General features: G+C 49.0%; 19 protein-coding genes. 3 read left to right on the forward strand and 16 right to left on the reverse strand.

The genetic code is table 11. The features are described from left to right. The first annotated feature begins 1 nt into the window (after position 1). Positions 2-658 carry a glycoside hydrolase family protein gene (locus QNM19_RS21465; protein ID WP_156202398.1) on the forward strand — a complete coding sequence of 219 codons (657 nt, stop codon included), beginning with the start codon at positions 2-4 and terminating at the stop codon, positions 656-658. Next, on the forward strand, positions 646-1698 hold the full coding sequence (locus tag QNM19_RS21470; RefSeq protein WP_049865716.1) for an AraC family transcriptional regulator: 1053 nt from the start codon (positions 646-648) through the stop codon (positions 1696-1698). Before QNM19_RS21465 ends, QNM19_RS21470 begins: the two co-directional genes overlap by 13 nt. On the opposite strand, the gene thpR is transcribed toward QNM19_RS21470, so the two are convergent. Both thpR and QNM19_RS21480 read right to left on the reverse strand, forming a co-directional pair. Beyond that, positions 1664-2194: an RNA 2',3'-cyclic phosphodiesterase gene (gene thpR / locus QNM19_RS21475; RefSeq protein ID WP_284027191.1), complete on the reverse strand. Its 531-nt coding sequence runs from the start codon at positions 2192-2194 to the stop codon at positions 1664-1666. The genes QNM19_RS21470 and thpR overlap by 35 nt on opposite strands. A 73-nt stretch (positions 2195-2267) precedes the next feature. Further along, positions 2268-2996, reverse strand: a complete 729-nt coding sequence (locus QNM19_RS21480) for a helix-turn-helix domain-containing protein (RefSeq protein ID WP_049865717.1) — start codon at positions 2994-2996, stop codon at positions 2268-2270. 287 nt (positions 2997-3283) lie between these two features. On the opposite strand from QNM19_RS21480, the gene QNM19_RS21485 reads away from it, so the two are divergent. Next, positions 3284-4588, forward strand: a complete 1305-nt coding sequence (locus QNM19_RS21485) for a serine hydrolase domain-containing protein (protein WP_049865718.1) — start codon at positions 3284-3286, stop codon at positions 4586-4588. Positions 4589-4811: 223 nt separating this feature from the next. Here QNM19_RS21485 and QNM19_RS21490 read toward each other — a convergent pair whose 3' ends face one another. From QNM19_RS21490 to QNM19_RS21555, 14 genes are all read right to left on the reverse strand, one after another. Then, positions 4812-5309 (reverse strand): hypothetical protein, encoded by a 498-nt coding sequence (locus tag QNM19_RS21490; protein ID WP_049865722.1) that lies wholly within the window; start codon positions 5307-5309, stop codon positions 4812-4814. Positions 5310-5461: 152 nt separating this feature from the next. After that, complete coding sequence (locus QNM19_RS21495) at positions 5462-8608, reverse strand: lantibiotic dehydratase (protein ID WP_284027192.1); 3147 nt, start codon at positions 8606-8608, stop codon at positions 5462-5464. Between the two features lie 10 nt (positions 8609-8618). After that, on the reverse strand, positions 8619-9833 hold the full coding sequence (locus QNM19_RS21500) for a lanthionine synthetase C family protein (protein ID WP_284027193.1): 1215 nt from the start codon (positions 9831-9833) through the stop codon (positions 8619-8621). A gap of 183 nt (positions 9834-10016) precedes the next feature. Next, positions 10017-12161, reverse strand: coding sequence for a peptidase domain-containing ABC transporter (locus QNM19_RS21505; protein ID WP_049866117.1), 2145 nt, complete (start codon positions 12159-12161; stop codon positions 10017-10019). Positions 12162-12191: 30 nt separating this feature from the next. Beyond that, positions 12192-13436 carry an HlyD family secretion protein gene (locus QNM19_RS21510; RefSeq protein ID WP_049866116.1) on the reverse strand — a complete coding sequence of 415 codons (1245 nt, stop codon included), beginning with the start codon at positions 13434-13436 and terminating at the stop codon, positions 12192-12194. A 157-nt stretch (positions 13437-13593) separates the two neighbouring features. Further along, entirely contained in the window at positions 13594-14955 is a 1362-nt protein-coding gene (gene glmU / locus QNM19_RS21515) for a bifunctional UDP-N-acetylglucosamine diphosphorylase/glucosamine-1-phosphate N-acetyltransferase GlmU (RefSeq protein WP_049866115.1), read from the reverse strand. A gap of 668 nt (positions 14956-15623) precedes the next feature. Beyond that, a complete protein-coding gene (locus QNM19_RS21520) occupies positions 15624-15779 on the reverse strand; it encodes a hypothetical protein (protein WP_156202454.1) in 156 nt (51 codons plus the stop codon). A 641-nt stretch (positions 15780-16420) separates the two neighbouring features. Continuing rightward, positions 16421-16996: a hypothetical protein gene (locus QNM19_RS21525; RefSeq protein ID WP_284027194.1), complete on the reverse strand. Its 576-nt coding sequence runs from the start codon at positions 16994-16996 to the stop codon at positions 16421-16423. A gap of 33 nt (positions 16997-17029) precedes the next feature. Continuing rightward, positions 17030-17179, reverse strand: a complete 150-nt coding sequence (locus QNM19_RS21530; RefSeq protein ID WP_284027195.1) for a hypothetical protein — start codon at positions 17177-17179, stop codon at positions 17030-17032. A gap of 273 nt (positions 17180-17452) precedes the next feature. Then, positions 17453-17575, reverse strand: a complete 123-nt coding sequence (locus QNM19_RS21535) for a hypothetical protein (protein ID WP_284027196.1) — start codon at positions 17573-17575, stop codon at positions 17453-17455. Positions 17576-17752: 177 nt separating this feature from the next. Next, on the reverse strand, positions 17753-19888 hold the full coding sequence (locus QNM19_RS21540; protein WP_284027197.1) for a winged helix-turn-helix domain-containing protein: 2136 nt from the start codon (positions 19886-19888) through the stop codon (positions 17753-17755). A gap of 520 nt (positions 19889-20408) precedes the next feature. Then, complete coding sequence (locus QNM19_RS21545) at positions 20409-20609, reverse strand: hypothetical protein (protein ID WP_049865541.1); 201 nt, start codon at positions 20607-20609, stop codon at positions 20409-20411. A gap of 15 nt (positions 20610-20624) precedes the next feature. After that, positions 20625-22250, reverse strand: coding sequence for a cyclic peptide export ABC transporter (locus QNM19_RS21550; RefSeq protein WP_049865542.1), 1626 nt, complete (start codon positions 22248-22250; stop codon positions 20625-20627). Between the two features lie 49 nt (positions 22251-22299). After that, positions 22300-23313, reverse strand: a complete 1014-nt coding sequence (locus QNM19_RS21555) for a TauD/TfdA family dioxygenase (protein ID WP_082225523.1) — start codon at positions 23311-23313, stop codon at positions 22300-22302. Positions 23314-23332: the final 19 nt, after the last annotated feature.

The following is a 23332-nucleotide window of genomic DNA, read 5'->3' on the forward strand; positions in this document are numbered from 1 at the left end:
TTTGCTAAAACGTCTTTTATCTAAACATCGCACGTCGTCACCTGCCGTGAAGCACATTTGCCACTTTGAAGGCGTGATCGACCACTTGTATTTAGATACCCGGGGCAATCCCACCATAGGTGCAGGCTTTCATGTCGCCAGCCAGGATGCCTTTACCCGGCTTAGCTTACGGGACAAACGCACCAACAAGCCCGCCAGCAGGGCGCAAAAACAGCAGGAGTACGATACATTAAAGCGCCTGCCCGCCGGGAAAACAGCCCGCTGGTATGCGCAACATTGTACCTTGCACCTGCCGCACAGTGAGAGTATGCGTCTGCTTGAGCAACAGCTCAGTACTTTTGAGCAAGAATTGACACGCCTGTTCAACCCCAAAAATGGCTATACCCGCTCTTACCAGCAACTCCCGGACAGTGTTCGGCTTGCTTTACTGGACCTGGCATATAATCTGGGCACACCCAACCTCAGCAGCCGCTGGCCCAAACTCTTAGCCGCCTTGAAACGAGAAGACTGGCGACTGGCAGCGGATGAATGCGCGCGTAAACACGTGAGTAAAGCGCGTAACCAGGCCACCCGGCAGTTGTTTATACAAGCTGCCAGCAACGATAACCTGATAGCCAGGCTGTTCCGCCGGCTGTGGAGCAAGCTGTGCCGCTCGTGACGCTGGCCGATCTGTTTTTTCGTTTTAATTCCATCGGATTGCTGCTCGCCCTGATGCTGTTTAACTGGCCCAGATTGAACCAGACTGAGCGCTACCTCAGCGCCGCACTGGCGCTCTGCCTGAGCCTGTTTTTGCTCCTCACTCAGCCACTGCCCGAGTGGCGGTTTAATCCGCTGCGCAACCTGTTTCTGGCGGGGACCGAGCTACTGCCACTGATGCTCTGCGCATCAGCCTGGTACCTGATCAACCAACGCGTACCCAACTGGCTAAACAGACCCAGTGGGCGCTGGCTGCTTGGCGGATCCCTGCTGGCCAGTAGTTGCGTATTTCTGCTTTACGGCAGCGATACCCATTGGCATACGGTGATGCACCTGCTCAGTGCGCTGGCGATGTGTGCCACTTTGTATTACTGCCTGGCCAATTTTAATGATGACCTGGTCAATCACCGCCGTCACCTGAGGCTGATTTTAGCGACCTTTGCCCTGTTACATTGCTTGTTGCTGGTCGGGTTTGAGCTCAGCGCCAGCCTGATCCGGCGCGACCCGCTCTTCCTGCTGGCGAATGCGGTGCTGGTGTTTTGTTTATTGCTGCTGGTGACCTGTTTGTCACGTGCGTCACGTGTGCCTCGCCAGGAAAGCGCACAAGCTGACACCCAGCCTGTCCCGGTAAAATGGCAAAGTACCTATCAGGCGCTGAACACCTTACTTGAACAAGGCATCTATCGTGAGCCAGAGCTGACCATAGGGACGCTTGCCGAGCGTCTGGCTATCCCACCTCACCAGTTACGTGTGCTTATCAATCAACAGCTTGGCTTCAATAACTTCTCACAGTTTGTTAATCAGCATCGTCTGGCGTATGCTGCAGAACAGCTGAGAGATGTGGCACAGGCTCGCACAGCCATCCTGAGCATCGCCTATGAAGCAGGGTTTAATTCAATTGGCCCGTTTAATCGCGCCTTTAAGCAGGTTTATCAGCTCACCCCGGGAGAATACCGCAAGCAAGCCCTTAATCAGCTACAGATAAGCGAAAAGTCTCTATAGGCTGATAGGTAAGCCCCTGAGTATCACAACGATACGAATGATAAAGATGAAACTGAGTGACCGACAGTGTAAACGGGGTCATTGGCGCATCTACTCTGGGCTCAGGTTTGTGTCCACGAAACAAGGTGATGTGCGGTGAGAAAGGCAAGCGATCGCGATGCAGCCCCAGCTCAGAACCTAAAGCCCGTAACGGCTCAGCCAGTGCACGCAACTGTGATGGTATCGGCTCGGGGCGTAAATAGAAGATCCCCTTACCCGGCCAGTAGCCCGTATGGGCAAAGGTGAGGGTAAACTCAGGAACCTGCAATTGACGGGCAAACGACACCAACTCGGCGTCGTGTTGCGCCTCAACCTGACCTAAAAAGGCCAGGGTCAGGTGCCAGTTTTCCGGCTTTGTCGGGGCCTTGCTGGCACTCACCTGTGTGCGCAGCCAGGCAGCGATCTGCGCCTGACTGGGCTTATCGACTTCAATGCCAAAAAACAGGCGTTTTGTCATAGATTACTCCCGGTGGTTAGCCTGAGTATCGCTCAAAACCGGGGTTTTCCCAAGCTCATGTGTCGCTGGCCATTTACTGAGCCCGGGCATACCGGCGCTCAATAAACAGACCAAGCAGACCGGCGACAAACAACACCATGCCGATGAACTGCATCCAGGCATTGCCCGCACGCGGTACACTGCGTCCCTGCTCTGCCTTCAGTTCAAAGTAGCGACGCCCATTGTCGAGCGGTTGCACAAAAGCACTGCCACGATACTCAAAACTGAAAAACAATTCAGGTGCACGACGTTTTTGGTACATCAGTCGTAATGCGTCAAAGTCCTCCCGGCTTGCCGTTTCAGCTTCACTGACATAGCGCGACCAGCGAGTATAAAGATCCAACGGCTCACCCTCGCGCAATTCACCATAAGAAAAGTACTCATACTGATGCTCCGGCAGAAAAATCGTCCGATAGCCGCTGTAAAACAGCGCACAGCCCAGTGAAATACATATCAGCGCCATCATCAGCCAGCTGCGTCTGCGTGCCAGCCGGTGTTTATCCAAATTCTGATACCAGGCCTCAATATCCGGGATCTGCGTGAGATGCTGCCTGTCTCCGTGCTCCGTCAGCCCTGCCATAAAGCTGTCCAGATCCAGTTGCAGTGCTGCCAGCAGTTTTCTGAACACGTCATTCGACGGTATAGAGTGGTCGTTCTCCAGTTTCGATAAATAGCTCTGCTCGACCGTCATTTGTGTTGCCAGTTGCGGCTGACTCAATGCCTGTTGTTGTCTTAATTGTTTGATGTATTGTCCGAGTGTCATGACCAGGTCCTTATGTTGTTAGAATTGTGGCCAGTCTTGGTAAGTCATGGATAAATAACAAGATGAATATCCAAGCATACGCAGGAATACCGCACCATACCAGCCTCAGACGACACAGCGGCTAGGGAAAATCCGCGAAAACCGCCGAAAAAGTCGCCTGACAGAGCACACAACATCACATCATTGACCCGTCATTTTTACTTTCGGCCAGCATTTTTCATTTTAAGTAAGATTTAAAAGGATATTTATCAGATAGTTAAATGAATTCACCGTGTTAAGGAAAGAAAATGAAATCCCTCATTAGTGTGCTGATCTTAGTGATCACAACGGTCCTGCTCTATTTCGGCTGGCCCGTTTATCAGTTTTTTGCTTTTAATCTGCAAAAGGTGCCGGTGCTGGCCCCAGCCACACCACTGCCCGCTGGACCGCTGCCCTATCAGGCAGATCATGCGCCCGGGCATGCAACATTTGCCACCAGGGCCGAAGCCATACTCAACACTGTCCGGGCAAAAAGCAATGCGCCCGGGATCTCAGCAGCCGTGGCCCATCAGGGGCAAATTGTCTGGCAGGGCGCTTTGGGCTATGCCGATATTGCGACACACACAGCACTGACGCCAGAGCATCAGTTTCGCATTGGCAGTACCTCCAAAGCGGTGACCGCCACATTGATGGCAAAACTCATGCAAACTCAGGGCTTTCAGCTGGATACTCCCCTCAGCGACAGCCTGACGCCGCTCCCGAATCCGGCCTGGCGAGATATTACGGCGCGCCACCTAGCATCGCACAGTGCCGGGTTACCCCATTACAAAGGCAACGAAGACCTGCTGGGGTTTTATCATTCACTCAGCCTGAGCGAGCAATTTGATCGTGTACAGGATGCCGTGGCCTTGTTTGATGAAGGCCCGCTGCGCTCAGCGCCGGGCGACGCCTTTTATTACTCCAGTTATGGCACAGTGCTGCTGAGTGCAGTCCTGGCGCAGCATGCGCAACGCCCTTACCTGGATTTATTGCAGCACCATATATTCAAGCCGCTGGGCATGACACGCAGCGGGGCTGAGTCAGTCGCTGACAAGCTGGCCACCTTTTACTTTAACCGCCGGGGACAAGATGCACAGTATATTCCGTGGCGCGCCGTGAATCTCAGCCATCGTCTGGCTGGGGGTGGTTTGATCAGCACACCGGGCGATCTGGTACGACTGGGCAGTGGTTATCTGGATCCCAGCTATTTACACACCGATGTACGTGCACAGATCTGGACGCCACAGCGCCTTAATCACGGCGAGGTGAATCCGCAAAACTATGCGCTGGGATGGCGTCGTCATGAGTACCAGCCTGACAACACCCCCTTATTTACCTACTACAACCACGGTGGTGTATCAAGGGGCTCGCAAAGTATGTTGATTGTGGTGCCTGAGCACCAGCTCAGTGTAGCGGTCAATATCAACAGTAAAACCAAGCCGTTCAAGACCTTTGGTCAGGCATCACTGTTACTGGCTGATGCTTATGTGCGGCTGACAACACAGGCTCAGCGTGATGTACCCGACAACCCGATCAGCACAACCTCCAGTAATGCGTCTTTACCGGCACAGTAAATCAGCCTGTTAGGCCGCGTACCCTAGGATTCGCCGATCACAACAACGCGGGTCATGCTCCTCATTAGCAGGTCATGGCCCGTCGGAAAAGCCGGGGTAATGAAGCACTTAGCCAACGAATAGCCTGGACTTTCAAGCACGTTGGCAACACAGAACAAGACCTGAAAGACTAAGCGGAGTAAGCCTGTCTTACGCTTTATTATTGTTATGATTTACTTCACAGTTATTTAAACTGCACTGTCTCGTTGCTGCGCACATAGGTGCGCTGCTCAGGCTCAGTCCAGGTGCCCTGCTTAAGATACTGGGTGGATACCGTAAAACGACCCTCTTTAAACCGGCTGATGGATTTTACCTGGGTAATGCCGTCTTTGCTGCCAGTCACATCCTCAACGGCCGCGAACTCGGTAGGACTGAGTACCTCTATCGTGCCCTGGGTATAGAACCCGGCAGTGGTGAAGTAATAGAAAATCAGAGCATTTTTGCTCTTATCCCAGAAGATCAGAGATTCTCCGCCATACATACCCGCATTAATAGAATGCAAAGTGCGCACAGCCGTGCCATTCAGCGCACGTTCCCAGCGACTGATATCGCGCATCGGCGGCTGGCCTGCTGGAACCGCGAAATCAGCCTGCCAGGTCCCAAGGAAAGGCTGAAAGACCGCCAGCTCCTGAGCGAGCTGCCTGGGGGGATTGTCTGCTGCCAGTCCGGATAGGCTGCACATGCCCAGCGCCAGGGTGCAGATCCAGTACTTGATGATACGCGTCATGAGGTTGTCCTGTGTTGTGTTTTTACTAAAAAGTAGCCAATGGACCCTGAAAACACAAAAAGCGCCCCTGAAGTAGCCTTCAGGGTGCGCTTTTGTCTCTTAATTGCTTAATCGGCTTTTTTATCGGCCGAAAAATACTTACGACGCAGCATATCGTGGATCACCAGCTCCTGCTCACGACCATAGGCCTTGAACATCCGGTTATTGTGCATATGCAGTAGCGAGCCGAGTAAAGTATCTTTGCTGCAATTGAGCTTGCCTTCATCGATCATACGATTAAGCACCGTCACCACTGGCTCAGCTGCCAGTGCCCATTGCGACAGGATAGTAAACAACGCCTGTTGAGCTTCATCCGCTTGTGCCTGTGGCTGCTGAGTCAGCACCGCAAAATCTTTATCCAGTTGTGCTTCATAATCACGATATCGATTCCCCAGCTGCTTACGCAGTACACTGGTTTCATTAAACTCTCTGCCAAAGCCATCGCGTAACTGGCTGATCAGCGCAAAGCGACCGGCTTCATCGTATTCAAACAAATCCAGTAGTTTATGGGTGTGTGCCAGCGCCATACGCCAGCGTACATCCTCACCGTATTCATCAATCAAGGCACAGGTTTTAGCGATCAGCGCGCTGTCGTACATAAACAGCGACTCTACCAAAGCCATAGATTCGGGCCCGCCGTAACGTTCTACTTCACGCTCATAAGTCATCAGTTCGACTTTGTGTAGCTCGCCGCTCTCCACTTTGGGATCCAGCAGGGCATTCAGTTTAGGCAGCAACTGGCCGCATAACAGTCCGGGATCACCATGAAAACGCAAGCGCAGATGCCAGTCCGGATCGCCATAGCGGATAAAGAACCACTTGTCGTACAGGTCGCCACTTTGCTCTATCATGGGTAACAACTCTTCCGTCAGCAATTGTTCAACCAGTGAATTGCCCGAGTATATCTTCAGGCTTAACCACTCGGATCCCGCACTAAAGCGGCGCTTCAATGGGGCAGCGGTGATGTTGCCCAGAGGATCATCGCTGAAGTGACGATGCGGTGGCGCATGCTCATTGGTAAAAGGAATAATGACCTCATTGCTGTAGTGATTGCCTTGTGCATCGACCACTCTGGATGGAAAATGCTGGCTGATCACTTCTTTAAGTTCAACCCGACGATGACCTTTTGTCTCGGCCAGTAAAATTGCAAACATGTCCGGGTTACGTAAGTCCAGCTGTAACACATTGTCAGACATCGCAAAGCTGACCTGTGGATCGAGCTGATAGGTTGCCAGTAAGGCATCCAGCTTAGCACGATCGAACTGACCTTTTTTGCTGATGGCTTCCAGTTCAGTTCTGTCGATCCGCCAGGTTTTTTCGCTCAGGATCAGATTATCCAGCATCAGACGTGGCACAAATGACGCCCGCTCCAGACTGGCTGGCAACTTAAACTGCGGCGGCCTGCCATCCTGATGCTGCAACATACACAGGAACTTGTATGCACTCAGGCTGCGAGCTGAGTAGTTATGGGCGCTCGACAAACGCGGTACCACTTGTTTATTGAGCCGCTTACTCCAGAGCTTCACGCGCTGGCCTTCGACCCAGACATACAGGTCACTTAATGGGATTTGATACTCATCATCCAGGGCGCTGTCGGCCAGGAACACAATTTCATACTGGCGCAGGTGTGGACGCGCGATGACATTACCCGGGCGCCCTTCCGGCATGTGCACCACCTCGGCAAAAATCACTTCGTCACTGTGCGCCTGTTCGGCGGCCAGATGGGCCACCACATTGTCTTTAAGACCGTCATCCAGATGACAAAAACGACCCAGCAAATTGGCCGCGGAAGGACCATAACAGCCATTAAATTTGTGAACCGGGTTACCACGTTCATCCTGATACAGGCTTACCATGATAGCGAATGAATACGGGAACTTAGTAACGGCATCTTTATTGGTGATTTTTTGCTTCAGCTCTTTGCCACGTAATACCACACAGTCTTTACCGCGATTTTGAGGCTGGCTCAGGGCATCTTCAACAATGCCATCCAGCACGCTGACTTCCGGCATCGTCTGCTGAGCAGAGCCTCCACGGGCCAGATTCAACCCCGCTACCAGAGGCGCCTCATACCCGGTTTCGGTGGAGATACCTATCCCGGACTCGTCGTCAAGGATTTTATCCAGCGGGACAAACTGACCTTCAAAGCGGGCATTAAACTTCGTCATAAACTGACTCAGCGAGTTACCCTGCTCAGAGACACTCAAACCCGCGATCAGCTCCAGTTGTTTTTGCAGACGTAAGACGTCCTGCTCAGCCAACTGGCAGTCATTAAAATCACGATAAATATCACTCTGGAAGAGCTTATTTTCCTGCACCTTCACTGGCAGGGTTTGCAGGTGAGCCAGCAATTGTTTATAGGGGGCAATGTCCCCGGTTTTTTGTGCATCCAGTGTATCAATCTGCGCCAGTGCCGTAGCCAGCTTATCAGCCGTGTCGAGCTCTTTAATTTCGGTGATGGATTTTAATAAGGCGCGATCCGGTGATTCTCCGGTCAGCGGCAAGGGAATATCCGCCAGTAGCACGCCCTCATCAATCAGGTCCTGAACGTAGGCTTCGACTTCTTCCTGGTCAGCCTCATCATACTCGGCACAAAACTGTGCCACCAGGGCATTGAAACTTTTACCATCGCGTGCAGCATCCAGCACAAAACGGAAGTACTCGTCACTTTCAACCGCGCTCAGACGATACTGCATGGTCTCTTCAGACAGGTAAGTTTCTATGTAGCGACATTGCTCAGCAATAAAATAGTGAGAAGAATTAGGCTTATAGGTCAGTGTATCTGAGCGTGAGGCATGCTTGATAAAGTGATCTTTCAGCGCATTGAGATAAAACATATCGAGCCGGGTTTTACGGCTATCCTGCGTTAACTCGGCAACATTCAGCGCTGTGTGTGGCGCGATACTGCCCTGATGGATCCCAGAAAACAGGCCGAATGGCGTGGGTCGGGAACACATCCGGACCATGTATTTTATCAGCGCATGCGCCACCTTTTTCCCCTGCTTAGAGTCAGGTTTGGTGCGCCACTGATCAATCCGCTCAAGCAAAGACGGGCTGGCCAGATAAATGGCTTCTTCGACCCCAGGCGTGGCCAGCCAGGCAGCCAACAACACATTGGTGTCGGCATCGTCCTGCCCGAACTGTGCCAGTTGCTCCAGTCCCAGCCGAGGCGTACGAATTACAAAAAAATTATCATTTTTTAGTTGTTTAGACATCACTCACTCCCTATGCCATTAACAAACAATCAACCCAACCTGTGTCGTCATCAAATAAAGAGGTTAAAGCCAGGCCTATGCCGGCATATCCCATGAGAAACCCGAAATCTTCGTTGTATGCTTTGTCTAAGCCGTTATACGAGTACAGAGATTCAACACCCCGCTCGGTGTATTGCCGAAGAGAATAATCAACCCAGTATTGCATTGCCTGAACGAAGCGAGGGTGCGGCATGAGTTGATTCAGGATCTGATAAATCACCGCCATACCATAGAAACCATGACAAAGGCCGGCATCGGTAATATGGCCAGACTGCTCATCGCGCCCGGCAGCGTGCAAGCCGATTTCAAGTGCCCGCTCAACATAACTCGGACGGTCCAGCTGCTGGCCGACCCGTGCCAGAGTCATGGCAATGGTCAGATCACCATAACACCAGCCCAGGCGTGAGTGGTGCTCGCCCCCTGCGCTGGAACCAAAACACGAATGCGAAGTGCAGTCCGTACTTTGCTGCTCTAACAGCCAGTCACAGGCGCCCAGCAACAGGGTTGTCACCCGCTCTTTCAACGCCGGGATCTGCACTGCGGGTAACAACGCCGCAATGATCCCCGGCACACCATGTGCCAGGCCGAGGTTATACTCAGGCTCAGTGGGTTCATCTTTGTTAAAGCGATACACTGACTCTTGTGGTTGTGACCAGGTGATATGGCCATTGTCAAACCGGGTGGCAGTGCTTTCCAGGCCATTGACAATCACGCCATACAGGGCCGTTTGATCAGACTGCTTAGCACGACGGGAGGCATAAGGTGCAAACCCGGACAACCCCAGTACCATTTCGATTTCACCCTGCCACGGTTGATGGTCCAGAGACTCGCGGAATAACTCGTCGATTTCTTCCAGTAGCTCCGGGTCGTAATTTTCAGGATCGGCCTGATTCAGGTACTCCAGCAGCCAGGCTTGTCCCGCCAGACCATTACTCATCTCAAAACTCTGCTGATCCAATCCTTCCTGGAGGGCGTCCAGCTTCTCGGTAAACAGCGCTTCGTCAACCAGACTCGCATCATACTCATAAGCTTTATATAAAAACAGCAGCTGACCTGCTAACCCGCTCAGCAAGCCATGGGGTAAATCGGCGTCTCGTACGCTGGTACTGACTTTGTCTGTAATAATTGCAAGGAGGGTATTGATGGTGTCGCGTTGCTGTGTCGACAATGAAAATTGTTCTGCCATGTTCATCCTTAATCTATTCGTCTTTCGTTATTGTTATCGTGTCGGCGCCGGTAAGCACGCACCCATAATGCATGCTTCCCCGTTTGTACCTATGTAGCCTTGTTTGACGTTAACCTAAAATATCCGCCTGCTCAACCGTAACCACTCATAATTTTTACATATTAAAAACAATACAACGTGGCCTTATTCACACACGGACTCTTCCTCTTGTGCATAAGGGTCCGGTAAGTCTGCCTTCTTCAGTCTGACTTCCCGATCTGCGGACGCGATGGTTTCTTTACGGTGTGCAATAATCACCCGGGTAATATCCAGGCGCGACACCGCTTCATTGATGTCTGACTCCAGGTTGGTATCTAAATGGCTGGTTGCTTCGTCCATAAACAGAATTTTAGGTTGTTTATACAAGGCACGTGCCAGAATGATACGCTGCTTCTGACCTCCAGACAGACTCGAGCCCATGTCCCCAATCAGACTGTCGTAGTTCATCGGCATCTGGCTGATATCATCATGGATCGCGGCAAGTTGGGCGCAATAAACCACCCGCTCCATATCAATCGGTGTATCAAAAAAGGCGATGTTATCCGCCACGGAGCCGGACAGGAGCTCATCGTCCTGCATCACGGCAGCAATTTGCTGACGATACTGACGTGCACCAATCTGCTCCATAGGTACGCCGTCAATCAGTATCTCACCGCTTTTTGGCAAGTTCAGGCCTAACATAATTTTCAGCAAGGTCGATTTACCACAACCAGAAGGGCCAGTGATCGCCACTGACTCGCCTGCTTCGATGGTCAGGTTGAGATCATTCAGTACATTCGGGGTCGCATCGGAATACGCAAAGCTGATATTACGTAACTCTATCTGACCCTTTACCTGGTGTTGTTTGACCTGATCAGGTTGGAGGATCTCCTTGTCGGTTAATGCGATATCCGCGATACGGTCAAAGTGCAGCCCGACCATTTTAAATTCAATAAGCTTCTCAATCAGGTTGGCTGTTTTGTCCATAAATTGGCGTTTATACGACATAAACGCAAACAACATCCCGGTACTGAAGCCACCATCCAGCACTAAGTGCGCCGCCAGATACACCACCAGGATGTTTTCAATGCCAAACAACGCCCGATTGATGGCGTCGTAGCCAATCTGAAAGTTACCCAAGCGAATACTCTGATTAATGGCATTGGCATAGCGGTTTTGCCACTGACCTTCGCGTTTTACTTCAGAGCCAAACAGTTTGATTGTCTGAATGCCTCGCACGGTTTCCATGAAGTTGGAGTTTTCTTCCGCGCGCGCCATGATCTCTTGCTCGCTGATATTGCGAAACGGTCGGTACATGGCAATGCGCACAATGGCATAGGCTATTACTGCCGCTAAGACCACCGCTGATAAAGTGGGACTATAAAAGAAGATCATGGCCAGTGTGATGACGGCCATCAGTCCGTCAATGATGGCCTCGATCACCCCGGTGGTGAGAATTTGCTTTACCTGCTGCAATGAACCAAAACGGGACACAACGTCACCCATATGACGTTTTTCAAAATACGAAATCGGCAGCCGTACCAGATGGTGGAAGAGGTTTGCACCGAGCTGAATATTCATCTGGTTGCCAAAGTGCAGCAAGGTAAAGCCCCGCAATGCATTGGTGGCAATTTCAAATACCAGCACCAGGAAAAAGCCGGTGGCCAGTACAGTTAATAAGTTAGTATCCCCGGTTAAAACCACATCATCGATCACCAGCTGAATATAATATGGTGCAGCTAGGGTGAACACTTGCAGTAAAATAGACAATAAGAAGATCAGCGTCAGTGACCGTTTCAGGCCGGTGATACGACTCCAGAAATCCGAAAACTGCAAACTCGGTTTCTTTTCTTTCTTTTCAAAGCTCTTGGTCGGGGTCAGCTCAAGTGCCACCCCGGTGAAGTGCTTGGACGCCTCCGCCATGGTATACGTTTTTTCGCCCGACGCTGGGTCATGGATCACGATGCGTTTTTCGTTGGCCTTTTTCAGCACCACAAAGTGATTCATATCCCAGTGCAGGATACAGGGAGTTTGCAGTGCATCGAGATCTTCGAGTTCAATGCGCAAAGGCCGTGAACTCATTTCCAGCTTCTCAGCAAAATGCATAATATCCAGCAGGGTTGCCCCTTCGATGGAAATACTGAACTTTTGCCTTAATGAGGTAAGATCGCTGTGATAGCCATGATACGCGGCCACCATGGCGAGACTGGCAAGGCCACATTCGGCGGCCTCAGATTGCAAAATGACAGGCAGTGACTTCCTTGACCAGAACTGTAACTGCTGTACCGGTGATTCGTCTTCAACGTGCATAAAAAGCCTTTTTATTCTTGTAGTTGCAGCCTACAGCTGTCCTTTAATACTAAACACGGGATCAAATAACCAACGCAATAAAGAGCGTTCTTCGACAATGATATCGGCATCGAGCATCATTCCGGCCCGCAGTGGTGTCGCCTTGCCATAAGCGGTGATCTGCTGCGCTTCCAGCGACACCACAACCCGATAAGCGGGCTGCTGTATCACACCCGGCGTGCTGGTTTCATCTGGCAGTATCACACTGTTACTGACCTGCTCAATGGTGCCGTTGTAGATACCAAACTTCTCGTATGGAAAGGCGTGGTAACGCAGTTTGGTTTCCTGACCGAGGTTGATAAAGCCAAATGACGACGTCGGCACATAAATGATCGCCTGCATCTGGCTGCCTTGCGGCAAAATACTCAGCAGATTTTGTCCTGCATTGACACTCTTACCCACTTTACCGAGCAATCCTGTGACCACACCAGCTTTCGGTGCACGCAATTCCCCAAGGCGTTGTTGTTCAACCGATGATAACTGGATCTGTAGATCTGCCTGCTGGGATTCCAGCTGACTGAGACGCTCATTATGCTGTAATGGCAGTTTTTCCAGGTCGGTTTCGTATTGTTGAATTTGCGATGTCAATGTCAGCCGTTCCGACTGGATGCTAGAAGCCTGCTGCTGTAACGACAGCAAAGTGTCTTTTTGTCGCTGTAATTCCAGCTCAGAAATATAACCGGTGCCTTTGAGGGTACTGATCTGACCCACCATCTGCTGATTCAACTGAAGCCGTTTTTCGAACGTACTCGCCTGACTATCCAGCTCTTTTAAACGCGCTTCTGCGGTGGCTTTTTGTTGCCTGAGCTCCGTTAGTTCAAGTGCTTGTTGACGTTTTTGCTGCGTGATCTGCTGCTGCAAGTTACGCAACTGAAAATTATACTGATTGAGCAATGCCTGATTGAGCTCCAGTGACTGAGTACTGTGCTTCGCTGACGCAACCCGTAACAGGGGCTGATCCGCTTCCACATAGTCCCCTTCAGACACCAATACTTCAGCAATTATCCCGGTTTGTGGGGCAACCAGCTTGAGAATGCCGGTATTGGGCTCTATGACACCAGAGACACGCTCTTTGCGCGCATAACTGCCACTGGCAAGAAAAATAATGCTTATAACAACGACGATCAGGATAAGTAAAGCCAGTGTCTTGAACACGGGTGGTTGAACTAAACTTACAGCTCCTTCTAGCCGGTGTCTTTTACTCTCTAATACTTCTTTTCTAAAGAGATTTTCCATAATTAACTAACACCCGATTGTTTGAGTTTTTTATTGTTAAATTTTAATTAACTCTCCGTAATGTACCACTTTGACCTGCAGAAAGGAACTAACGATAGTGTGTCTGAAAAATACACGACCCCAGAATCAAAAACGGGAGCTTAAGCCCCCGTTTACATCAGCCTTTTTTAACCGGTCTTTGCCAGTTACCAATGTTACGCTGCTTACTTCTGGCAATCGCCAGTTCTTCATCGGCCACTTTGGTGGTGATCACAGAGCCGGCGCCGATTGTTGCTGTCTTGCCAATCTCAACGGGTGCCACCAACGAAGAGTTTGAGCCAATAAACGCACCGTCACCAATGATGGTCTTTGATTTATTGACGCCATCATAATTACAGGTGATAGTGCCGGCACCAATGTTGACCTTTTCACCAATCTCAGCATCGCCCAGATAGGTTAAGTGGTTTGCTTTGGACCCTTTACCCAAACGCGATTTTTTCATCTCAACAAAGTTACCAACGTGCGAGTCTGTTTCCATCACGGCACCTGGGCGCAATCGCGCAAATGGGCCAAGCGTGCACGCGTCACCTACCGTTGCATCTTCAATCAGCGTATTAGCTTTAATGACCACGCCGTTACCAATCTGACAGTTTTTCAATACACAGTTTGGCCCGATGACCACATCATCACCCAGTTCAACTTGTCCTTCGAACACCACGTTCACATCAATTTGAACGTCCTGACCAGTTTTCACCTCACCACGCACATCAATGCGGTTTGGATCCGCCAGGCTGGCACCATTTAACATCAGGGTCTCTGCTTGCCACCCCTGGTAAGCCCGCTCCAAAGCAGCAAGCTGTACACGGTTATTCGCACCTTCCACTTCCATCGCATCATCGGGTTGCGCAGAGGTAATTTCAACACCATCCTGATGAGCCATCGCCACGATGTCAGTGAGGTAATATTCGCCTTGTGCATTGTTGTTTGACAACTTACCCAGCCAGGTTTTCAGTAATCCACCATTGGCAGCCATGATACCGGTGTTGATCTCTTGAATTGCCAGTTGCTCTGGGGTGGCATCTTTTTGCTCAACAATGCCTACCAACTTGCCATTCTCCCGCAACATACGGCCATAACCCATCGGGTTATCAAGGTTTACCGTAAGCACGGCCAACCCTTTTGCCGGTGTCACATCCAGCAAGCGCTGCAATGTAGACAGACGCGTTAGCGGTACGTCTCCATATAAAATCAGCACTGTGTCATCGTCAGCAATATGCTCTTTGGCCACTGCAACCGCATGGCCAGTACCCAATTGTTCAGCTTGATGTACCCAGTTTACCTCATTGTGGCTCAACGCCTGTTGTAACTGCTGTGCACCATGGCCATACACCAGATTAGTCGTGCTCGCGCCCAATGAGATTGCATTATCAATTACGTGCTGTACCATCGGCCGACCTGCGACAGGATGAAGTACTTTGGGTAACTTTGAACGCATGCGAGTGCCTTTGCCCGCGGCTAATATTACTGTTGTCAGTGCCATTGAACAGAATCCTTAATTATTTTTTACCACTAATCCGCCCGTGGGTACGGAGTTATGCAATCGAGACTTTCTACTGGGCGCAATTGTAACCACCTTTTTGCTGTATTATAAGAACCAAACCACAATAACTGATAAATTACGCGTGATTCACTTCTTTCCCGTCAAAACGTCACAAAGCAACCACAACCCAGGCAGAGCATGGCACAACTCACCCCAGGTTATTCAGTGCTTTTTCACCCATTCAAAGCACTACAGTGCGTTATATATGGACTCCTGAAATTGCATCAAAAAAGCCGCACAGCAACCTCTGCGGCTTGAGTCACAGCCACTGATGGCTGCTCATTTCACACAGGGCTGGGGGCTATTTCAGACCATGCGGCGGGAACAAGATGCAACCGCCTTCATCAATACCACCAGCAACCAGTGTAAGTAATGCTTTATTTTCAATGACTTTCATTTTATTTTCCTTTTTGGTTAGTTAAAGATCACACTCAATTTTTGAAAAGTCTTTCTTTTCAGTATTGGTGCCACCCATTACATAAAGCGCTTGTTCACGCGTTAAATCCATATTTCACCTCATTCAAGTAACGGCATGCCAGGCCATACAACATAGGGTTTTCACCTGCCAGCTGTGTCCGGACTTGTCGTAACCATCTCAGCTTAGAATTTTAGTTTTGCAGATCTTGCGCGAAACTATCGTTAGACTGACAGCCACGAAATGCACTGGGCTGGAAATCATGACCACCGGCCACATTTTTGGTCAACCCGGTATGACACTCCTTACCCACCAAGCTTTTCATTACTTTCTTTTTAAACTTGAGCATTGCCTGCCTCCTGTTATTGATATTTGCTTGTAAAGCCCCCTCAAACTACGTAATCACACACAGTGAGTCAAACAATTGAAAAACGAAAAATAAACCAAAATTTCAAACACTTAAACCAACAACATAAAGCACCATAATGTTTAAATATGGCCTTCATAAACAGCCTGGTGAAGGTCTTCATCCGGCATGGAGAATATCGCTTAAATGCGCGGTTGAATGCATAAGGCAATGACGCACAGTGCGCTGCCAGCGGGGTCATTTGCTCGATGCGTTGACGGCCAGGTCTCGGGAAAAAACAACAGCGACTTGTGATCTCCATTCGGCCGTGCATCCCGGGAGCATTGCATCAAGTCGTACTGGGGTGTCATAACAACGGTCAGTTCACAATGTAAATCAAGACAGCACTTTACGTTGTTACACGACAGCTAATCGAGGGACTTCACATGCTCTGACTTTGGCTAATTATCAGATGAGGCAGAAAGGCTGACACGACAATGGATAGTGGAAACAGGCCCAGCTAAGTGACGCGATGACAATCACATCTGGAAGGGCCATCCGCCAGAGCGATCTCAGTATTGAATAGTATGGCGTGCGAACCACCTGCCGTAAGGGCCGCCAGATACATCAGCGATTGATCACGGTTATTTTCCAGCACCAAGGCTGACATCTCGCTGTTTGCGACACTGGGCAGGACTGGTATACAGCGTCGCGTTTTTCTCATTTTTGAATAACTCACTGACCTCTATGACGTATTCATTCATATGCAAGGTAACAAACACTTTGCCACGACTTTCATAACTCACTCTCACTTCGAACTCGCTACCAGCGTGACAAAACCACAGCGCTCGCGCGGTCACGGCAGCGCCATGCTCAGGCTCAAATATACCTAATAGCTTGGGTGTCAGTAACTTAGCAAGAAGCTCACCTTTGGCAACCCAGGTGCTCGAATTCAGTTCCGTGACCACTCCTTGTGAGCCAGCCAGAATGAGCCTGACACCCTCCTTGGTGGATCCTACTTCCTGGTAGCGCAGCAAAGGCTCACCCTTTGAGACAATCTGGTCGAGTTTAACCAGATGATCCAAAGCTTTTCCACTTGAAGTAGCAAAATGATACTGATGTCTGGGCGCGCCCACCGTCAGCTTGCCAACAAAGCTTTGCGGCCACGCCTCAGTTGAGATAAGTACCAGTCCACCAATTATGCATACTAAGAACTTCATCCATGCCCTTTCTTATGAGTCTTGCAGTGGCAATTAATCTTGAAATGTAAAATGACTGGTATTAGTAATTGGATCAGGTGCCTTATCCTGAGCACCACCTCCAATCAGACGTGTGTGTTGAGCATTCAGTGATTTTTTTTCGTTCAGGTTTTTGAGCTCTTTTTTCTGCACTTTAAATTTCATCGTATTTTCCTCACACTTATTAAAATCAAAAATGGCGTCGTTGACTCACAACTTCTTATTTGTTTTATGCCGCCATACCTGTGCAATTAACAGCGTACTTTGCTGTGATGACGATTAAAACAGTACCCGAAGAGCTGCAATTTAAGAAGTTATCAAAGCTTATAAAGCGGCCATAACGTTCAAGCTCAAGATTATGATTTATATATTTTTTTCAATTTAATATCAAACCATAATATCTGAAGCAGCTTCATTTCGCGGTGTTATCCCACAAAATTACAAGCCAGACGAGCACGAAACCGCATGCCCGACTCTTTCTTGGGTCGAACGAACCCCGCCACTTAATCCGGCAAGTGCCAACATCCCCAGGGTTTTCAGGGCAAGCTCTCTATCCCACATGGTGACACCTTGAGTATCGAACAGCGCAAATTTAGCACCGTGTTTTTGATACCCGGAGGGGATATCTTGGCGTGGTTTTGGCGGGTGTGCAGATACGTATTAGTGGGATAAGTGAAAGCGCGTCGTTCTTTTTCGACGTGACTTGTAGCATGGCATGCTACAAGTCACACAATAGCGTTAAATTGATGGGGGCTGCGTAGTCGCAGCTTCGAGCTTGATTAAATGATTATTCGCCCCTTCCAGCGTCGTCAGAATCAACGCATTGCGCTCCGTCGAGTAATGCATAGAAAACACCGTTTTATCCACCAGGTCAAAGAGCAACTGCCATTCACCCTCTTTCATGTGATAGACCTGCTTGCCATTTGAATAGTAAATCTCCCCGGTGCCGTCCGTCACTAACCGGGTGTTACTGCTTTGTGGTAGGGCAATCTCATCGCTGATGAGGCCCGTCGACAAATCAAAGTAATGCAATGTATTTTTCTGCGACAAATAGATCAGTTGCGTCTCATTAAGGTGGGCAAACCAGACCGCCCCTTTTATTGGTAGCCTTTTTGACACCTTGCTCTGCTGTGAATAGATATAAAATTGGTTATTTTTCTGGTCTTCGTCAATAACGATATAACCGATATCACCACCAGGTAAAATATCCGCAGCCAGGATTGAGCGTTGCGCCTCTATCGAGAACTGCGTCTCAAAGTGCTCATCAAACACCATGAGTTGCTCTCCAAAACCTAACAGGGTTTGCCCAGAGCGGATATCAAAATTCACTAACGGGAAACTATCCAGCGGGCTACCAATGGTATAGACAATACTGGATAACCCTGTATCCGCGCTCTTTCTCAGAAGCCATGTTTCATGTTCCAGTGCGAAATAATGCGCCTGTTCATCTTTCATAAACCCGGAAAACTTTATCTCATCGTTCACCAACAGCGGTGAAAGCGTCGCCGAAGCCAGATTAAGCTCATAAATATCATGCTTATACGGATACTTGACCGCAATCACTTGTTCTTTAGACAATGGATAAGCATTGGCATAGTTGCTCTCATTGGTCAGCTGAGTCTTACTTTTCAGTGCATAGGTGTCCATGGAAAACTCAAACATGCGATTTGTTGCGTTGCAAAACCACATGAGTGTATTGGCATCGCTTTTATAGCTCAGCTCCCAAATTGGCGTTTTAGATTCATAGAGCTTGGTTTGCTTTCTCCCTTCCATGTCTGTCATGTAGAGCTCATAGGAATCGTACTGGCGACGTGTAAAAAAGACGCTGTCGAGCGAAGCTTCATACAATAAAAACATATCGCCAAACGAGTTTAAGTTGGGAGAGGTGAGCTGAAATTCCTCGCCGGTGGCGAAATCGTAATTCATCAACACAGACAGTTGCTCGCGTCCACGATAGTTGGATTTGGAATAAACAAACGCATCACCGCCGACGCCTGCGCCACGCTCTATCGGCTCATCGCATTTAAACAAAAAGCGGCTATTATCCGTCAGGTTTCGCTCTGCCTGCCAAATCTCACAGTCTGCCCCTTCACCCATACGATAAAACAACTTACTCGAATCAGCAGACCAACCCAGAGGATAAAAATTGATACCCAGTTCACTGATTTTTTTCTCCAGCCCGGTTCTCAGTTCCTTAATGATCAGGCTGTGAGACTGGGTACCCTCGGGCAAAAAAGAAAACGCGACATAATCATTATTTGGCGATACTTTGGCGCGCATATAACGACCCGGTATCCAGGACAGTAACTGCTCGGTGTACTCTGTCTCCTCAACGACAACAGACGGTTCAGATGAGGAATACGACAACCCCAGCATGCTGCCGCCCACCAGTAATACCGCCGCTGTAAGAACGGCCACCCACTGCGTAAATCTGCGTAACGGGGTTTTTGCTGTCGATACTGGCGCACTAACCTGACTGTCAGTCGGTTGTTTTGTAACGGGTGCGATACTCGCCTGAGGAATAATGTCCTGATAGACCACTTCTGGTTCAAGGAAGAAACTATACCCTTTACGATAGTGTGTTTTTACCACCAGGCCTTTTTGTCGATCAGACTTGAGCACTTTGCGCAGCTCTGACATCGCCCGATTAATTGCGTTATTATCAACATACTTTTGACACCAAACATCATTAACCAGGTCATCTCGGGTAATGATCTGGTCATTATTCAAAATTAAGTAGCAGAGAACTTTAAATAATAGAGGCTCGAGTTCACGGGTTACCTCGCCATCGGTGATGCTCTGTCGTTTTGGGTCCAAAGTCCAGGCACCAAACCTCACCTCTTTCACAGTCCTTGAAAAATTAGCTTCATTCATATCATAACTGCTGTTTTATCAGACCTTTATTTTATTTTTATCTTCCTATGTCGCAGCCTGAACTGAGACTGGGTAATGAGAGAATCTCAGAGTCATTCCTGCAACTTTGCGATATCAGGGCAAGCGTCTTTATTCAGGTAGCTAACTCGTGTCATGCGCACTGCAACTCCGGGGCCTGCATAGGTTGGTTTAGCTCACCCCAGCCTAACTAAGTCACGATTTGCAATATTAAAGCAAATTTCTAACGCATTAAACACTCTGTTTCATCATAGTTAACCTGATCTCCGCTCCTCTGAGGTAAGCTCACTGTGTTCCAATCGTACTAATACCTCAAGGCGGATCATTCGATTCTAAAAGTAAGGTGAAGAAAAAAAACAGAAAAGTCAAAGAGTAAAAAGTGCCAAAGGGGTGGTCAAAGCTGACTTGTCACCAATCAGTGACGCAGTACTCAAGCCACAGGGGATAAGCGCAACTGCATGAGTTAACGGTACAAAGCACCTGCCTTGTACCGTATTACAAACTATTTGGAAGGAGGTGTTGGGGTGACTGGTTGTGGCCCTCCGTGACCCCGAGAAACGGTGACATGCCGCTCTTTTACAACCCGACCATCAACAGTGTGCTCAGTTTCATTGACAGTGATCTCACTGCCATCACCTTCAATCACAGTCACTTCTTCTTGAGGTGTTTCCGGCGTTTTGCGGCTCTTTATAAAGTCAAACATACCTGCTCCTGTTATTTATGCTGCTTGCCCATGGCATTTTTTTTCTGTTAACTCTTGTGCCTGCCCCTGATCAAACTTGATATGGCGATCGGCAAGGTGGAAGTACTTGTCATCATGCGTAACGGCAATGACCGTTTTACCTTGCGACTTCAGCCAGGGTAATAGCTCCTGATAAAATAAAGCTCTGAAGTGAGGGTCCTGATCCGCTGCCCATTCATCTAAGACATAGATATCCTTATCTTCCAAAATCGACGCAATCAGAGCCAGACGCTTTCGTTGCCCCTGGGAAAACTGTGTTGCTGAAAACCCTTCTTTGTCGACGTTTAGCTTGTGATCCAGCTGGAACTGGGCCAGCAAAGTACGGGCCTTTTCTTCGTTCGCAGGCGATCCGTTTGCATCCAACAGCTCACGATACAAATAGAAATCGGGCAGAACCATAGTTATTTTTGCACGATACTCATCAAGCTGTGCCGCACTGACCGGCATATCATCAACCTGGATCGCACCTTTAGACGGTGTGTATAGCCCCAATAACAGATGTAAGAAGGTCGACTTACCACTGCCATTTCCGCCTGTAATAAAGATGATTTCACCTCGATTGAACGTCAGGTTTAACTTTGGCAAAGAAAATGCGGTATCTTCTCCTTGAGATTCATAGGCAAAAGACACATCTTTAAACGCAATCTTATGCCAGTCCTCGCTGAGTGGCTGGTGAGTTTGCTCAGCACCATTCTCCTGCTCACTGCCTAACTGCAAAGACTCTATTTTTTGTAATGATACTCGCGCTCTGGCAATGTTTTGCCACAGATTCATCACATACCCAAACGGTGCTGAGATGTACGTCACAATCAGGATATAGCTCATCACTAATTCAGTGCGCTGCAAATAATGGCTGACTGCCACTATGGTGCCCAAGGTAATGAAGATAACCACCTGACTAATATTGCGGTTAATATCCCAGGCAAATCCATACTCACGCTCACTGCTGCGCAGTTCAGTCATGACCGGCTTCAGACGCTTTTCGAAAAAGTACTGACGTCTGTCCTTATTAACCGTAAGCTGTTTGGCACCATCTAATATCCCTTTGTAGCCTTCAAATACGTGGTCCTGATGTTCTCGCATTTGATTCGCTGCACGTGTGATCTTCGCCATCACAACCTTGGTAATGAGAAATGACACGAAAGCAGCCAACACCAATATGCCAAACATCACTTCAGATAACACAAACAAATAACCAAAACAGGCCAGCAATAAAAAGCTGTTGTAAATGAACGCTGGCATTTCGGCCAGGGCCCCTGAAATGGCATTCACGTCGTTAGTCAGGACATTGTAGAGCCTGGCTCTGCCTGCTTTTTCCAGTTTGTCATAATCGGTGCCCAGGATCCGGCTGACCAGGTTCTGACGTACACTGTTGATCGTCCCCGCACTGTACTGAGACAAGAAATAGCTCGTTGTCATCGACGCCATCAGTAAAAAAGCAACTAAAACGGCAAACACCACCACTTCAAGCGGTTGAAAACCCGTCTCACCACTTTCCCCAATCATATGAAACAAAGCTATCGATGTTGCTGCTGTGAACAAGCTAGCGAGCCCCGATAAAAACATGATTTTTTTAAATTTTTTAATATAGTAAAGCAACATAATAAACCTGCTATTTTTGGGGCTCGCATGACCGAGCCTCATGACTCACTTATAGTTCCACTGGCTCACCCATTGAAACTACAACCCGACGCTCGCCTTTAAATGGGTCACGGCCATGCGAAACCAGCATGTTGTCCATCAGTAACACGTCACCTTTTTCCCACAGGAAAGTCACTGTGGCCTTCTTGTACGCTTCATTAATGTGTTCAATGACGTCATCAGGAATAATAGAACCATCGCCATACATGGTGTTGTACGTGAGCGCTTCTTCGCCAAACTGAGAAACCAGTTCTTTTCTGATCACCGGGCACAGGCTTGACGGATGCCAGAAAGCAGCGTGGTTGAACCAGACTTTCTCACCTGTATGAATGTGTTCACGGATTGCTGGACGAACCTGACGCGTACGGATCTGGTCGGCACTGATAATCTCCAGTTCAACATCCGCCTGCTGACAGTAAGCCTTTACTTCTTCTATATCATCGGTATTGAATGCTTTTTGCCAGGTTGGGCCCAAGCCATTGCCATAGTTACGAACCAGCATCCAGCCATGCGCTTCAAACTTAGCTTTGATGTCGGCATCAATAAAATCATGCACCTTCCTGACATCAGCAATCGGTGTCGCACCGCGCTCTTCAGCTGGGATCATGCAGCTAAATGCGATTTTCATCGGCCACTGCTTGATGTACGACAGCTCATTGTGCTGCGCGATGCTCAGCTCATTCGGGAATTCAGTCGACGTATACGCCCCTTTACCCAGGTTAGTACGCGGTGTAGCCCCTTCCATATATTTCGCCAATGTTGGGATGAACTCGTTAGCGACTTCACGGAAGTCATCTTCATTTTGTACGTTAAAACCACGCAACAAAATGGCACCATATTGCTTGAGCTGTTGATCAATTTGCGCAGCATTGTCGGCAACCCACTGCGCAGCATTATGTGCCCCAGAGGTGTCTTCAATAACCAAAGGAAAATCAGGACCTTCCGGTAAAAAACCTTCCTTCAGTGCCGATGTTGCTGTTTGACCATTGTACTGCTCGTTGAAAATAACTGTATCTTTTAACATGGTAATTTCCTTAATTATT

It is taken from the genome of Pseudoalteromonas ardens (assembly GCF_030125445.1).
Classification (GTDB): domain Bacteria; phylum Pseudomonadota; class Gammaproteobacteria; order Enterobacterales; family Alteromonadaceae; genus Pseudoalteromonas; species Pseudoalteromonas ardens.

Coding starts and splice junctions, on each gene's coding strand:
- QNM19_RS21485 (WP_049865718.1), top strand. CDS start 3,284: ATGAAATCCCTCATTAGTGTGCTGATCTTAGTGATCACAACGGTCCTG.
- QNM19_RS21505 (WP_049866117.1), bottom strand. CDS start 12,161: ATGCACGTTGAAGACGAATCACCGGTACAGCAGTTACAGTTCTGGTCA.
- QNM19_RS21555 (WP_082225523.1), bottom strand. CDS start 23,313: ATGTTAAAAGATACAGTTATTTTCAACGAGCAGTACAATGGTCAAACA.
- QNM19_RS21545 (WP_049865541.1), bottom strand. CDS start 20,609: ATGTTTGACTTTATAAAGAGCCGCAAAACGCCGGAAACACCTCAAGAA.
- QNM19_RS21480 (WP_049865717.1), bottom strand. CDS start 2,996: ATGACACTCGGACAATACATCAAACAATTAAGACAACAACAGGCATTG.
- QNM19_RS21525 (WP_284027194.1), bottom strand. CDS start 16,996: ATGAAGTTCTTAGTATGCATAATTGGTGGACTGGTACTTATCTCAACT.
- glmU (WP_049866115.1), bottom strand. CDS start 14,955: ATGGCACTGACAACAGTAATATTAGCCGCGGGCAAAGGCACTCGCATG.
- QNM19_RS21530 (WP_284027195.1), bottom strand. CDS start 17,179: ATGAAATTTAAAGTGCAGAAAAAAGAGCTCAAAAACCTGAACGAAAAA.
- QNM19_RS21490 (WP_049865722.1), bottom strand. CDS start 5,309: ATGTGCAGCCTATCCGGACTGGCAGCAGACAATCCCCCCAGGCAGCTC.
- QNM19_RS21550 (WP_049865542.1), bottom strand. CDS start 22,250: ATGTTGCTTTACTATATTAAAAAATTTAAAAAAATCATGTTTTTATCG.
- QNM19_RS21535 (WP_284027196.1), bottom strand. CDS start 17,575: ATGTGGGATAGAGAGCTTGCCCTGAAAACCCTGGGGATGTTGGCACTT.
- thpR (WP_284027191.1), bottom strand. CDS start 2,194: ATGACAAAACGCCTGTTTTTTGGCATTGAAGTCGATAAGCCCAGTCAG.
- QNM19_RS21510 (WP_049866116.1), bottom strand. CDS start 13,436: ATGGAAAATCTCTTTAGAAAAGAAGTATTAGAGAGTAAAAGACACCGG.
- QNM19_RS21500 (WP_284027193.1), bottom strand. CDS start 9,833: ATGGCAGAACAATTTTCATTGTCGACACAGCAACGCGACACCATCAAT.
- QNM19_RS21520 (WP_156202454.1), bottom strand. CDS start 15,779: ATGCTCAAGTTTAAAAAGAAAGTAATGAAAAGCTTGGTGGGTAAGGAG.
- QNM19_RS21540 (WP_284027197.1), bottom strand. CDS start 19,888: ATGAATGAAGCTAATTTTTCAAGGACTGTGAAAGAGGTGAGGTTTGGT.
- QNM19_RS21495 (WP_284027192.1), bottom strand. CDS start 8,608: ATGTCTAAACAACTAAAAAATGATAATTTTTTTGTAATTCGTACGCCT.